The organism is Neorhizobium vignae, assembly GCF_000732195.1.
In the GTDB taxonomy this organism is placed as follows: Bacteria; Pseudomonadota; Alphaproteobacteria; order Rhizobiales; family Rhizobiaceae; genus Neorhizobium; species Neorhizobium vignae.
On record NZ_JNNU01000004.1, the window covers coordinates 1 to 13,156 of the forward strand.

Below are 13,156 nucleotides of genomic sequence, written 5' to 3' on the forward strand. Positions count from 1 at the left end.
CCGCAACTGGAGCTCGGCACCCTGGACAGGCAACACGGAGCGATCTGATCCGCGCGGTTTTAAAGCTAATTCCGCATCGGTAGAGGTGCAAATGGATCGATAACAATGAGCATTTGGAGGGACAAGGCCGTAGGCGTTTATTACTTGGCCGTTTCGATGGTTGCGTTTTATCCAGTAAGGAGAATCTATCTTGCTGCCACGGATATTGATATTGCTGGTACATTTTCAACTTGCGGCGCGAGCTATCTAACCAGCGGTCTTCTTTGGTTGTCCATGGCTACGTTATCGGTGTTGCTGCATATGGTGATTGGACTGATTTACTACACCAGCAACGATGAGGGTCCATACGGACCGTGGCCAGTTGCCCCGCGCAGAAAGGCTCCACCAAGGAGACGCATCGTCCCATACGTTGCGAACTTCGCGGTCATTGCGAGCATTGGCATCGCTGGAGTAATGACGTTTCCAAAATGCCGAACTCCGAGCGGCCCCTCTCATCCTGCGGTTCAGTCAAACTTGCCATCTGCTCTTTGATGTCTCGGGGTTACCCCCGTGTGGAAAAGGCGCGGCACGGCACTTCTGCCGCGGCGTGCCTCACTGGGAAGCTGGATCATCGCCCGCGGATGCCTTGGATGAGTTTGCAGAACCGCGCAGCTGCCTCAGGCTCAGCGGAATAGCGTTAGGCATCTCTATCTGCGTTCTGATGTTGGCAACACACTGGAGGCCCGGTCTGGGGTGTCCTTGGGACCGGAGCGTTTGACGGGCAGTCAATGCGCATGCTGTCAGAAATATTTCCGACCCGCGCAAAGGATAACGTAAATTGTCAAAAAGGAACTCAGGTAGAATCCCACGATAGTTATGCAGCTCTTTATGAAGCCGACCCACCACCAATCATTCAGGCTGATCCGGCGATAACTTATACCTTCAACGACAGGCAGTCCGGACGCCCAGTAACTTCCAATAGCTAAAGCAACCACTATACCGAACATTCTGGGATCGAAATGGGGAGTTAAATGTCGACCCGTTTTATATAATGCGATTAATAGCCAAAGAAATAATGTAAGCCCCAAGGTCGCCCGCACAATAGCGGTGGTACAGATGTGCCTGTTAGTGAGATCACTGGCGGATACAAAGGACTCGTTTGGCGGCCAGATCAATCGGAAATCCGACCGAGCGATGGTGCAGACGTCTTGTGCCAATGCTGAGATGAACAATCCCACCAGCGCATTAGCAATGACGACGAAAAGAAGGAGCCACAAGCATTGAGCGTAGGCAGGCCCAAAATTCGGGTTAGGACGCGTCACCATTTCTCGTTTCCCCTTTCACGCTCTGTCTAACCAAGCGTCGGCGTCCCAGGCACTTCCGTATTCGCAGACTACGATTGAGGTGCGACTCCACGGATACTCTGTGCAACAATACAGGCATTCTCTTAAGGGCCTCGTTCTAAGTGTGAATTTCACCCGCGCCGCTTCGCCGTCTTCTGGTCATGCGCCAGGCATTCCCCCGGCGTCCAGACACCAGTCCCGCAGACGCCCGCGACAGTGTCGTCGATTGCCTCTTGGTCAACTGATGTTGCGCCTTTGGCACCGATCAGTGAGGTCCCAACGATTGCCCTAGCCGTGTGGGACAGTTGCCCCTTCGAGGCACCGACCTGTTGAGTTGAGGTACATGCCGCCGCGCTCACGGCACATGCGACGGTTAAAGCGAGCCTTGTCAGCTTCATTGCTCAGTTCTCCTATAGCTTTGTCGGTTGCTGCCTGCATGGTGGCGCGCTCGACGGCGCGCGCCTCCTCCTTGGCGTCAGGGAGCCACCAGACGGCATTGATGGTAGTGAAGACGGCGAAGCCGAGCGCCAGCCCACCGGCCGCGCCGATCGCCATGCTGATCTTGTCGGTGATCATGCCTCAACCGCCGTACGAATCTTTCCGAGTGCCGAGACGATGGAGTTCTGAAGCAGGAGGCCGAGGATCAGCGTCAACAGGATGACAATGGCGAGCACCGCCACGACCTGCCAGTCCATGCCAGCGAAGGCCGCGAGGCCAAGGCCGCCGAACGAGCCACCGCCGCCAAAGAGGCCGAAGATGTTGAACTTGCGCTTTACCTGCGTCTCGACGGCGACCGGCACCACGGCCTTCTCTTCGGTGACCGCCGAGGCGGAGAAGGCTGCCATCTGCACCGACGCCCCCGAGAGAGCGAGGAGATCCTTGTGCAAGGCCGCTCGAGTCTTCGGCCCCACGTCGCCATCGATATCGAGGCCGCGTTCGGACTCATAGCGCCGGATGTCCGTCTCAGTCGGCTTGTAGCCGAGCAGGACGAGCGAGATCCGGCTGCGCAACGAAGTCAGGCGGATTGAAACCCTTCTGCCGGCACCAGTCGCGGAAGGCCTCATAGTTCGCCTTGCCGGTGATTTGAATGCCGGCGCGGCCGCGGTAGAGGTAGCCGTCGCCATCGGCTGCCGGCGTGTTGCCGAGATCGGTGCGGGCGTCATACCTAGCCTGCGCCGCCGTGGGTCCCCAGATCTCCTGGTCAAAGCGGAAGGCGCCGCTCTCGTGCATCAGCTGCGCGAGATAGTGCGCGACCCGGTGCGGCCGGTTCAGGCCCAGCCCCAGCCCAAACTCCTCGAGCGCGACCAGGACCGAGTTCATATTGCCTTCGTTGACACGCGATTTTGCAGCCGCGCGGATTTGCGCGGCAGTGATGACGCTCATGGTGATGTCCTTTGAGGTTGAGTCAGCGAAGCGCATCGCGGCGTGAGACTAGCTCACACGGTCTACCGTTTGGGTGATGCGCTATCTTATAGGTTGTGCGATGTTCCCACCGCCAAGAGACTATTGAGGGCTCGAACGGGGAAAACGGGTCGAGCCCTCTTCTTTTCTGAACCTGCTGTGCTGCGTCGGGTTGAGGGCCTGCATCCTGGCGGACCGGCGCAGGCCCCCTGCATCGGCAGCAGCTCTTTTACGAGTTCGGCCACGATCGGCGTGATGCCGCCGATGAACTCCTCGCTGGTCGGCGGCGCGATCTCCCCGGCCCGACTGCGGCAAGCTGCTCGAACATGTAGTCCAATGCAGCATCCCGCCATGCGATGTAGGCCGCCGCCTCGGCGGCCCCTTGTGGCTAGGTGCTGCCCTCGTAGCTGACGATTGTCAGGCGATTATGGTATTGCCGTTGGGCGGCGACGGCGTCGAGATGAGCACGAACGCCAGCTTGTAGTGATCGATCGTCGGAGCCTCGCCAGCGATCATTGCATTCCCGGATACCCTTGGTGCCATTGTCCTAGTTCCACTGCATGACGACACCGGAGACGGCGACGTTGACGTCGCCTGGCACGACTCTGAAGTGGGGAGCCGAGCATCAGATCTCGATGGCAGAGATGCATACCCACTATTGGCAGTTCATGCTGGCGACGGGTTCATCGAACCGCGTGAACATCACGAAATTCGCGAAATTGATGAAGGAACTGGCCGGAAACATGCCTTTCCAGATCGATATCAGGGGCAACAACGAGCTCTATTATCTGGGTGTTGGTGTGTGAGAAAGGGCCGTAAGGCCCCTTACCCAGTCAAACCCTTCAAATCGGATTTGTCCGGTGTACCTTCCTCTTGTGTTGGATACTGTACTTCGAGGAAAAGCCCGTTGGCCACTATCGCCTCAGCTACTTTCTCGGCGAATTTTTTACTATACCGGCGCTTACCTGATTTGTTTTTTCGGTTAAGACGCCAAAATCTTGTTCTCTTGTTGATATACTGAGCTCGGAGCTCGGCCTCTTTCCGAGCCAACAATGTGGCCTCCCCAACGAACGTCTTTGGTGCTTGAGCGAGTATCGCGAGAGTTAGCGCATCACTATGCACTTTGACTGATTGGCCAACCTTGGCTGCAATGGCCAGCTCGCGTCGTATTTGTTCTGCCAACGAGTTCTCTACGCCTTCAAGAAACACCGATATGATGTCATTGCTCAGTCCCGCCAGGACATGGCTAACTCTACCTGGACCCGCTGCGCTGAGAACGCCGTACTTCGAGAGCCGCACTCCGAACATAAACAGTTCGTCCCTGAAGGCGCCTCCATCCAAGGGGTGCCCCTTCAAAGCGGCTTCAATCGAGCCAAGGAACTCAGCCAATGCAGAGTCATCCTTCAGGATTAGCTGCGAAATCGAGACGAGCTCTTTGGGAGATGCGTTAACTAAATCCATCCTAAGTCACCTTCGAGGCTACTTTAGACCTATTCAATGCCAATATGTAGTCCCTTAGTCACGAATAACGAGTGAACGGCAACCAAATGTGCGTCGGTTTGATGAGGGCGTATTCCATATCGGCCTGACCCACGGTTGATTTTCCAAAGAAACCCGTCGTCGTCGGTTGGTCGGAAGCGAATCTCACCCCCAATTCGCGCTAAGCGGTCGCCACTCAATAAAGAAGGATGCCCCAGGCGTCCGATCCGCCCCCCGTTTATCTCGTCCTTCAAGAGCGAGGTTACAGGGTTAGATCGGAAATATGGCATCAAGTATTGACCTGTTGTTGCGTCGATTAGTTCCTCGAACGCGACGTAGATCTCTCCAGTCGCACCCATGACCCAGAGAATGACGATTTGCTCGTGGAGCGTCCTGGGGATGGCAAGAGATTCAGCACTTTCGAGATATTTTCTTAACCCTTCGAACTGTTCGTCTCCGAATTCCTGCAGGGAATTCGGCTTGTGGACGAACTCAAGAGTTTCGATCGGTTTGCCTGCGGGCAGGCATTGACCAAATAGGTTGTCCAGTTCGATGGTCATGATGCTGAAAACGGCTCAAAATTCAATAGCTCAACTTGCGCGAAGTTCTGCTCTGAATTTTCGTCACGGTCAAGTTGCGCGAGTACACTATACTTCTGAGAATTCGATCTGGCGTCGAAATCGGTCGTGCAACTATGTTCTGGGCATCAGAAACGCGGCTCGGAGGCCTATGATAGCAGTCGGAAAACTCAAAAATTTCCCGGAGTTTTTCTGACCCCATTAAGGCCAAATAGCTCAATAATATCAGATAATTAGGTGGTACCCTTCCGGTTCACTTCCACATGGTCGTGCATTAGATTGGGGACAGTTGATCGACGAGGTCAACGAGGCAAGTGGCCTTCGGGTCACGGGCTTGCGGGTGAGGTGCGTCCTCACTCCAAGCCTCCCCCATGGGGGATGGTTCAACTCTCCCCCATGGGGGAACGGCAACTCTTCCCCACGGGGGAAACGGAAAGGGAAACGGAAATGACGCAGGTTCTCGAAGCGGCTAAGGTCGCTGGCTATCAGACTTCGACTGTTATCGCCCGTATCATGGATATGGACGTCGATGCACAGGGCAACGGCGAGAAGGCCGCATGGAAGCGGTACATGGGCCTTGCACTTCTCGCAATCGCCAAGTCGGTCGATAAGAAGAAGCTAATCGAAGCCGTCTTCGGCAAGGGCGGCAAGCCGTCGAAGACATTCCAGAACATGTATTCCATGGCTGACAAGGCGCGGAACACGCTGCTTGGTAATCGGTCATGGGATGAAATCCGGGCCATGCCGATGGACGAGGCAATGTCGACCGTCCTCCTGTCCATCAACGCTCACATGAGCGCCTTGGAAGTGTCGTCGAAGAACGACTACGACAAGGTATGCAATCTCTCCCCCGCCGAAGCCGCTGCAAAGCGGGAAGCGGACAAGGCCGCAAAGGCCGAAGCCGATGCTGCAAAGGCGGCTGAAGCCGAAGCCGACAAGGCCAAGGTGACGGAAGCCGAAGCCGATGCACAAGCCAGTGCAGCCCAACAGCCGGAACGCACTCCAGCGCAAGCCGTAATCGGCGCGCTGATAGATGCAAGCCGCGATGACTTGATGACGGTCGCCGCTCACATCCTGACGCGGATCGGTGTCGAGGACATGGCTCTGATGCACGAGACCCTGACCGCCATGATTGCCAACGCCGCAGCGGCCGAGGCGCAGCCGATGGCGATGGCCGGCTAAGCCCGAGGCTCCCCTACGGGGGAGCAATGCCTACCTCTGCAATCAGGGGTAGGCGATCTAACCGCGCGTCACATCATTGACGCGAACCTCAAACCAAAAATAGCGCGAAGGACGCCGTTTCGAAATGATCCTCGAAACCACGAACCCCAAATGCCAAACCCGCCCCCAAATTCCGGCCGGTCGCAAGTTCTACACGAACCAGCAGGAGCGTTCGGACCTCGAGTACATCTCGGAGGGTTCGCGATCCATGGCTCGCGGTGAGCTTCAGACGGAGCACTTCGTCGATCGCAAGCCTCATGAGGCTCCGATCCCGAACCGCGAACCCGAGCCGAGACCGCGGGGCTCGTCCCTATGCCTCTTCGACGAGGCTCACGATGCGCCGCTCTGGCTCATCATCGACATCATCACTGGAGCGGTTTTCGCTCGGGTTCGCGGTTCATTGCCGTGGATCGTGGACCAGGTCCGGCTCGCAGCCACTCAACTCGGGGGCAAGGAGCGCGACCTTTATTTCAAGAGGGCAAATTGACAATGTTTCGAGGTACATTCGAACACGGCTATGCTGACGCGATCCACAATCGCCAGCGGGTTCTCGGCTCTGATGCGTATCGCGCCGGCTATGATCGTGGCGTCCGCTATCGCAAGAGCGAGAAAGCCCTGGAACTGGCCGCGCTCGGCATCCTCGCCATCGTGGTCTCGGTGGCGCTGCTGATCTGGATCACCACCCCAGGTGTGGTGACCCGATGACGGAATACTTCTACCTCGATGTGCATGGCCGGATGCTCGGCTCGCTGCAGGCCTGGTCGTTTCGCGATGCCCATGCGTGGCTCGCGAGGCAGGGCATTGTCTATCATGAAATCACGAAATTCCGACCGCGGACCAGGAAGGCTCGCGATCGTCGCCTGACTTCCGCGTAGAGCGTAAGGACCTGGACCCGTGTTCCCCCGTAGTCAGAGGAACACGGGTCGAGGTGGGGCTGTCAGGCCGGGGGTATGAACCATGACCGGTGGCGCAGCTTGGGTCGAGGTTCGGGACCATAGTCGTCTCGTGTGGGAGAATTGAGTATAGTGTACTTCGATGCGCCCTAATGTTTAGAGTCGACCTTTTTTCGGTTATATCTTCTATTTTTTCTTTAACTTTGGCTTAGAGAGAGAAAAGAGAGTATAGTGTACTTAGAAGAACCTTGGAGAAGTAATTGCCCTCGCGTTCTGAGGTGGACCATCTCCACCACTGTGGTGAAGATCGCCAGAGCGGCTCATCAGCGGCCATCTTTCCCACGGCGGGACACAAGCCACCCAACCTCACAAATCGCGCTGGTGACTCGCCCTGTGGCGCCGAGCCAGCATCTGAATCTGATCCTCGATCTGCGATCCGAGGAGCGCCGATGTACGCCTTAATCACGCCAAACGGGACATATGTCCGCAAAGGTGACGGGATCAACGACTTCGTCCGCGACCCTCGCCCGATCTGTTCCTGAAAGATGTGCCATGCCATAAGGTACCACAGCCCACTGGAGGCAGGAAATCCAAGGGTCTGTCCGCAATCAAAAAGGATGGCCTTTATGCTCAAAAGCCCTGTTACGTGCGAAGTCCGCTATCGCGTCGATCAACGTCGAATCTCCGAGTTCGAGGCATACGCTCAGATATGGATCGAACTCATCGAACGCCATGGTGGAAAGCATCACGGCTATTTCACGCCGCGGGACAAGCCCGCGGAGGCCGGCGTAAGCTTTCCCGGCGTGGGCAAGGAAGGAGCCACTGATATAGCGGTCGCATTATTCACCTTTCCAGATGAGACAACCTACCTACGGTACCGCGAGCAGGTTGCGAAGGATCCGGATGGAGTAGCCGCGAACGCACGTTTTGGCGAAAATCCTCCGTTCATCAGCTACGAGCGCCTTTTCTTGACGCCATTTCCAAGAACCAGATGATATCGGCATGAGCCAAGGGCCTTTAGGTGTTTTCAGACAGTCTGCCCCAGACACGCAGAGGGAACGCGAAAGCGACCCGCCGGCGCCCGCCGGGACTAATAGTCGGGCCTCTCAAGCCGCGAACTCCTGAGCACGAGGAAACTGCTTGTACCATTGCAGCCTATAGAAGCTGTCACATCTGATTTCACGATCCTCGGCGTCAAAGACGTAGGGGAGGAGCTCACCCCACGACTATAGCGACCCACGCAATCTTACCCCCAAGGACAGCCACCCCTTGAGGGGCCATGGCGTTCTGAGGATGTTCTTGGTATGGTCTAGGGGTGCTCCAGTGGTGCTCCAGGGACAACATGCACTATGTTGTTGACACGAGTCACCCTTTGTTGAAAGCTAGCCTTACAAGTCCAGTAGGGACCGGTGCTGGTTACACCGGCCCCCTTGGCAGCAGATGCTGTTACGGACTTGCTTTCTCAGAGCCGTGTCGAGCAATCGACACGGCTTCCTTTATTTCGATCCAGGCGTGTGCGACGTAGTATGCCGCAACCGTCAGGAACGCTGCTGCCAACCAAACCTTGAGGATCATTGACGATCTCCTTTCGTTAGTTGGACGAGCTAGGATAGGGGGCGTCTTCGACGAAGCGCAAGGCGTAAAATTAAACAAAACCATTGCCCACAGTTGGGCTAAAAAATCTTAAGCAGTTTCAAAGTGATAGCAAGCGGTCGTCCATAGGATATGTGGACAACGGTGGATAAAGTCACGCCAGAAATCTGAGTAATTCGTGTACGACCGACGAGATTCGTCGTCGACCGAGTCGCATCTTGATTCTCAATGTATCGTTTTGCAAGCGGGAACCCCCGACGAGTGAGGTTTTTGGCGTAGCCGACCGCTCCTCTTCCCATTTCCGGACCGCGGACCTGATCCGCCACGGAGAAGCTATGTCTGAAAGCGTGATGAACCACCTCTCGACTCCGTCCAAGCTGCCGGCCAATGTAGTGTACGATGCCCGCCTACCACATCCTTATCATCGAGACCGACCATGGACTCCAGCGTCAACGCGACCATTGCCCTGAAACTTGTCGATGGAAGGTGTCTCTCCACCCTGAAGGGCGATTAGTCCCTCGAAACGCGACCCCTCTCAACACCGAGACCGGCTTCACCACGTCGCGGATCTTGTGCTCAAAAAGGAGCTCCCCCACTCTCTCGACGGGAAGACTGTGGTGACTGAGATCACGTGTGAAGCCGCTGCCTAAACCATGACTATCCCTGATAGTTCAGACCAAGTTCCGCCGGCTGGTCACCGTACTGGGCCCACGCTTGAGGAATTGGAGCTGGCGCCGATTCGGCCCTCGCAAATAGCTAGCAGATTGAACGCATGATGATTGCAAGCTTGCAAGTTTATAGCATCAGCACGATTCTACCGTGTGCCATCGGACTGCAATCAGACTGCTTTCCTGCTGATTGCAGTCGAGCTGATCTGGGAATAACAACCAGATTGGAGACATAAACCCAAATATTGGACGTCGGCGTTTATCTTCCCCCGGAGGCTACACTTCCCGATACCCTGATCAAATTTGACGGCCGAGGTGTGCTGCGAGGCACTCCGGGAGAATTTGCCATCCTGACCAAGCGAAGGCCTCGCTGTCGACCTGACGATGACTCTACGTAGTGCATGCTCAAGCGCGTCATTCTCACGACACGGAAAACCCGCACGAGCCGGCAAGCGAGCGTGCGGGTTCAATTCCTAACATAAGAGCCGAGGGGTGGGCGCAAGCTCATCCCTCACTCCAGCCCACAATATATCCCTTCCCCAAGCCCCGGCAACCCCGGCGGCTATTTCTTTAGGAGCGCCGGCATACTTACCATTCTCATGCCCGCGGATGGGCGTGGAAGGGAGGGACGCACTCGTACCGGACCAACCGCTGCGGTGCCTTCTACTTCTCCTGCTCCGAACAGGGCGGCTTCGTTATCGATGCCGCCACTCTCACCGACGAGGAGCTCGTCGCGATCGGCCCCTACATCGAGCTCGACGACGCAGAGTTTTTCAAGTGGGGCCGGAAGTCGCTCTTCAGCCACCCGTACCGGCGCCGCAGCGGCCGGTATTCAATGATCGCCACGCGGACCCACATCAAGTTCTTCCTGCTCGAGGAGGATTGCGATTGGTGCCTCGCGTACCTCTTCACCGGCATCCGCCGCGGAGCGGATATGGAGGCTGCACAGCGAACCTTCCACCGTTACTTCAAGGATAAAATAACATAACCACGGTATTTTTGCCGGATTTAGAGCCGCTTCGGCTATACTTTTCCGGCTTTCCATTCATTGAGGACAATGTTGAAGATAGTATGTAAAACGCTATCCGCTGGAACTTTAAAACCACTGGTAATGAGACGCCGCTTCGCAGCTTGAACCACAGCGCCTGCCTCTGAGCTGCTAAGACGCATTGGATCCTGGATGTCGACCTCTTCGAATGCGAGGAACATTATGTCGCGAAGTGCGTCGGGAGTAAGGCCAATGATTCTCTTATTCGCGAAATCGCCGCTCAACAGAGAATTGTTGAGGTCGGTGTCCGATCTGCTGAGTGCTCTCGTAAGGTGAGCAACGTCGCGCTGCAATGAGGTTAGCGTCTCGATGACGTATTCGCTCGCTGGCAGTTCGGTTGTGTCTACTTTTGCCGCTACGAATTTGCCAAAGTTTCCGAGGAATGGAGAATACTCAGGCTTTGATTGCTTGGCCTCTCTGCTCGATATGATCGCCTTCGTAAGTTTATTCTCAAGGTCTTCAACATCGTCAAAGCGCAGATCCGAACGATACCCGATGTGTTTGATAGGCGAGGTATCGAACGAATAACTGGTCTGGTCGTCTTTAATAATGACCGTGGGCTTATCGAATGCCAGTCTCAACCCGAGTTCAAACATCACGTTTGGGTTTTTGCCGCTGACATCTACGATGACGATCTCATCATCATATAGGTTTTGAACAATGCTCGCGTGGATGATAGCGGTTTCCTCACTCTCGCTGACGAGACGCGGAACCATGTCACTTTTGACAACTGCACGATCGATCACTCGTCTTACGCGATCCCAATGGCCGATGTCGTAGCCGTCGATATGTGAAATGGGCATCACGATGCCGCAAGTCTTCTGCACGGCGTCCTTCTTATCTTTTGCGTCTCGGTTTGCATCCGACTGCTTATTCATCCTGCGCCCCACTAGATATTTGCGAGTTTCCGTCCCTGCTAACGATCTATACCTCTGCGGGTGATTTGCGAAAGTCCTTGCACGCGGAAATCCCACAATCCGTTTAGGATCGCCTTCGGACGCGAACCTTTGGCTATGGCAACCCAGGAAGGCACTTGCCGCTGCAGCCGTGGATTTCAATCAGCTTGAGATCTGGTGGGACGTGATGGATAAGCGAAATCTAACGCAGCCGATCGACCTCCCCGCTATAATAGCAAGTAGCAGAAAGGAAGGTGATGCCTCTTGGGTCCCATCGAACCGTTAGACTTGTGACCTGGCCCGCCGCGTGCGGGCCTTTCGCTTTCTGACTACACTATACTCGGAAACTTCCCCCATTCCGCGCAAACAAATCCGCGACTAACTTCCCCTCACCAACAACCAAGGAATTATACATGAAGAAGCTCTTCCTTGGGGCGGCTCTCGCCCTCGCATGCCTTTTTTCCAGCCCTGCCGCCGCGCTGCCGCTCTGCACCGGAGCAGCATCTGACCCCTATAGCCAAGCCAGCGAGATCCGCGAATACGCGCGACCGGTGGAGGATAACCAGTGAGCAAGGTCGCCTTCAAGCAGGCTGACATGGAGCGGATTTTCAAGGCGGCCGCTAAAGCTGGGGCCGTCGTCCAGATGGACATGAAAACACTTCTCGCAACGATCTTGCCGCTAGATATCGAGAAACTTGTTGACGGTGAGGGCAATTCGCTGGGCAACCTTCCAATGGGCAATTTCGCCCTCGATGGAAAGGAGAATTGGGATGAGGACTGATAGGCCAGGTTACCAGTGCCGGCCAAAGAAGGACGGCACGCCCGTCCATTACTGGAATCCACACCGGGCGGTGAAAGGCGCATCGAAAAGCCTTTCGCTTATCCGTTTGCCCGACGAAAGTACCAACGAACAGATTGCGGCCGAATGCCAACGCCTCACCAATCAACTGCGAGCTGAAGTGAGAAAGGCAGGAGCCGAACCAGCGTTCGACGGTAGCATAAGGTCGCTGATCGAACGATATCGGTATGACAAGACTAGTTCTTGGCATAGCGTGAAGCACTCGACCCGCATCCGCGACTATGAACCGAGCCTACGAGTGCTGACGAAGACCGTCGGCGATCGTGACATCAATGTCCTTCGAGGGTCCGACTTCAATCGCTGGTTTAGCCAGTGGCGGAAGAAGGGCCATCGGCGGGCAAGCGGAGCGATGAAACTTCTGCGCATCATTCTGTCTTACGGAGCAGGCGAGCGGCTGCGAGGTTGCAAGCAGGCTCGGGATATCCTCTCGGATATGCGCTTCGAGCTCCCTGCATCTCGCGATGTCGCAATGACCTACGATCAGTGCCTCGCCATTGTGAAGATGAGTGCGGAGCTGAACTGCCCGTCGATCGGGTTTGTCGAAGCACTGAAGTTCGAATCGGCGCTGCGCCGGATCGACGTGATCGGTGAATGGGCGCCGCCTGAGGAAGGCGGAGCGTTCCGCTGGAGAGGCCCAACAGCTCAGAGCCTGTCCAAGGATCTCATCCTCAAACTGAAGACAAGCAAAAACGGCGCCGAGGTCGCTCGCGACCTATATGCCATGCCGCTCGTCGTTGAGGCACTGAAATCCTATACCATCCCCGAGATCGGCCCCATCGTCATCGACGAGGATCATGGTAAGCCGTATTGGGAAAATCGCTACACGGAGAAATTCCGTAAGGTGAGAGATAAGGCCGGTGTTCCTGCGAACGTCTGGTCGATGGATTCGCGCGCTGGCGCGGTTTCGGAAACGGTCGAGGCGACCGGATCTCTGGCGCTTGCCAGCGAACTGGCGACGCACTCGACAACGAAGATGACGAAAAAATACAGCCGCGGCGACGGTCTTGAGACCAGCCGTCGAATCGCCGAAGCACGAAAGGCGAACCGTCTTAGTGCAACGGCAGTGAAACAGTGAAACGCGATTTTCTTTAAGTTATTGAAGTTGCTGGAGCGGGTGAAGGGAATCGAACCCTCGTATTCAGCTTGGGAAGCTGCTGCTCTACCATTGAGCTACACCCGCGTCGGTCTGCAGACTTCC

At 56.0% G+C, this 13,156-nt stretch carries 17 protein-coding genes and 1 tRNA gene; 9 read left to right on the top strand and 9 right to left on the bottom strand.

What is annotated here, in order from left to right; all coding sequences use genetic code 11:
- Window positions 1-1,610: 1,610 nt before the first annotated feature.
- The 4 genes from GQ59_RS06855 to GQ59_RS33295 all read right to left on the bottom strand — a co-directional run bounded on the left by GQ59_RS06855 (window position 1,611) and on the right by GQ59_RS33295 (window position 3,266).
- A complete protein-coding gene (locus tag GQ59_RS06855) occupies window positions 1,611-1,898 on the bottom strand; it encodes a hypothetical protein (RefSeq protein WP_037079279.1) in 288 nt (95 codons plus the stop codon).
- Window positions 1,895-2,332, bottom strand: coding sequence for a hypothetical protein (locus GQ59_RS33010; protein ID WP_051903848.1), 438 nt, complete (start codon window positions 2,330-2,332; stop codon window positions 1,895-1,897). The genes GQ59_RS06855 and GQ59_RS33010 overlap by 4 nt, the downstream gene beginning before the upstream one ends.
- On the bottom strand, window positions 2,286-2,705 hold the full coding sequence (locus tag GQ59_RS33015) for a glycoside hydrolase family 19 protein (protein WP_051903849.1): 420 nt from the start codon (window positions 2,703-2,705) through the stop codon (window positions 2,286-2,288). Before GQ59_RS33015 ends, GQ59_RS33010 begins: the two co-directional genes overlap by 47 nt.
- A 435-nt stretch (window positions 2,706-3,140) precedes the next feature.
- Window positions 3,141-3,266: a hypothetical protein gene (locus tag GQ59_RS33295; RefSeq protein ID WP_280114032.1), complete on the bottom strand. Its 126-nt coding sequence runs from the start codon at window positions 3,264-3,266 to the stop codon at window positions 3,141-3,143.
- Window positions 3,267-3,283: 17 nt separating this feature from the next.
- Between GQ59_RS33295 and GQ59_RS06865 the strand changes: the two genes are divergently transcribed.
- The gene (locus GQ59_RS06865) at window positions 3,284-3,529 is read left to right on the top strand and encodes a hypothetical protein (protein WP_037079280.1); all 246 of its coding nucleotides are present in this window, start codon (window positions 3,284-3,286) and stop codon (window positions 3,527-3,529) included.
- Between the two features lie 19 nt (window positions 3,530-3,548).
- Here the strand turns inward: GQ59_RS06865 and GQ59_RS06870 are convergent, their stop codons facing one another.
- Both GQ59_RS06870 and GQ59_RS32515 read right to left on the bottom strand, forming a co-directional pair.
- Window positions 3,549-4,184 carry a hypothetical protein gene (locus tag GQ59_RS06870; protein ID WP_037079282.1) on the bottom strand — a complete coding sequence of 212 codons (636 nt, stop codon included), beginning with the start codon at window positions 4,182-4,184 and terminating at the stop codon, window positions 3,549-3,551.
- A gap of 29 nt (window positions 4,185-4,213) precedes the next feature.
- Window positions 4,214-4,762, bottom strand: coding sequence for a hypothetical protein (locus GQ59_RS32515; RefSeq protein WP_037079283.1), 549 nt, complete (start codon window positions 4,760-4,762; stop codon window positions 4,214-4,216).
- Window positions 4,763-5,227: 465 nt separating this feature from the next.
- Between GQ59_RS32515 and GQ59_RS30520 the strand changes: the two genes are divergently transcribed.
- The 5 genes from GQ59_RS30520 (at window position 5,228) to GQ59_RS06895 (ending at window position 7,889) form a co-directional block, all read left to right on the top strand.
- Entirely contained in the window at window positions 5,228-5,962 is a 735-nt protein-coding gene (locus tag GQ59_RS30520; RefSeq protein ID WP_051903850.1) for a hypothetical protein, read from the top strand.
- Between the two features lie 124 nt (window positions 5,963-6,086).
- Window positions 6,087-6,488: a hypothetical protein gene (locus GQ59_RS06885; RefSeq protein WP_037079284.1), complete on the top strand. Its 402-nt coding sequence runs from the start codon at window positions 6,087-6,089 to the stop codon at window positions 6,486-6,488.
- Complete coding sequence (locus GQ59_RS06890) at window positions 6,485-6,706, top strand: hypothetical protein (RefSeq protein WP_152564265.1); 222 nt, start codon at window positions 6,485-6,487, stop codon at window positions 6,704-6,706. The genes GQ59_RS06885 and GQ59_RS06890 overlap by 4 nt, the downstream gene beginning before the upstream one ends.
- A complete protein-coding gene (locus GQ59_RS32650; RefSeq protein WP_167336293.1) occupies window positions 6,703-6,876 on the top strand; it encodes a hypothetical protein in 174 nt (57 codons plus the stop codon). Before GQ59_RS06890 ends, GQ59_RS32650 begins: the two co-directional genes overlap by 4 nt.
- 644 nt (window positions 6,877-7,520) lie before the next feature.
- Window positions 7,521-7,889 carry an NIPSNAP family protein gene (locus GQ59_RS06895; protein WP_037080193.1) on the top strand — a complete coding sequence of 123 codons (369 nt, stop codon included), beginning with the start codon at window positions 7,521-7,523 and terminating at the stop codon, window positions 7,887-7,889.
- A 451-nt stretch (window positions 7,890-8,340) separates the two neighbouring features.
- Here the strand turns inward: GQ59_RS06895 and GQ59_RS33300 are convergent, their stop codons facing one another.
- Together GQ59_RS33300 and GQ59_RS06900 are read right to left on the bottom strand one after the other, a co-directional pair.
- The gene (locus GQ59_RS33300; protein ID WP_280114033.1) at window positions 8,341-8,469 is read right to left on the bottom strand and encodes a hypothetical protein; all 129 of its coding nucleotides are present in this window, start codon (window positions 8,467-8,469) and stop codon (window positions 8,341-8,343) included.
- 1,709 nt (window positions 8,470-10,178) lie between these two features.
- The gene (locus GQ59_RS06900) at window positions 10,179-11,081 is read right to left on the bottom strand and encodes a hypothetical protein (protein WP_051903852.1); all 903 of its coding nucleotides are present in this window, start codon (window positions 11,079-11,081) and stop codon (window positions 10,179-10,181) included.
- Window positions 11,082-11,512: 431 nt separating this feature from the next.
- On the opposite strand from GQ59_RS06900, the gene GQ59_RS32315 reads away from it, so the two are divergent.
- From GQ59_RS32315 to GQ59_RS31785, 3 genes are read left to right on the top strand one after another with little or no spacing between them, the layout of a single operon-like run.
- The gene (locus tag GQ59_RS32315; protein WP_156376345.1) at window positions 11,513-11,668 is read left to right on the top strand and encodes a hypothetical protein; all 156 of its coding nucleotides are present in this window, start codon (window positions 11,513-11,515) and stop codon (window positions 11,666-11,668) included.
- Window positions 11,665-11,880: a hypothetical protein gene (locus tag GQ59_RS06905; RefSeq protein WP_037079288.1), complete on the top strand. Its 216-nt coding sequence runs from the start codon at window positions 11,665-11,667 to the stop codon at window positions 11,878-11,880. The genes GQ59_RS32315 and GQ59_RS06905 overlap by 4 nt, the downstream gene beginning before the upstream one ends.
- Window positions 11,870-13,033, top strand: a complete 1,164-nt coding sequence (locus GQ59_RS31785) for a site-specific integrase (protein ID WP_152564266.1) — start codon at window positions 11,870-11,872, stop codon at window positions 13,031-13,033. Before GQ59_RS06905 ends, GQ59_RS31785 begins: the two co-directional genes overlap by 11 nt.
- A 31-nt stretch (window positions 13,034-13,064) precedes the next feature.
- Here GQ59_RS31785 and GQ59_RS06915 read toward each other — a convergent pair.
- Window positions 13,065-13,138, bottom strand: a tRNA-Gly gene (locus GQ59_RS06915).
- Window positions 13,139-13,156: the final 18 nt, after the last annotated feature.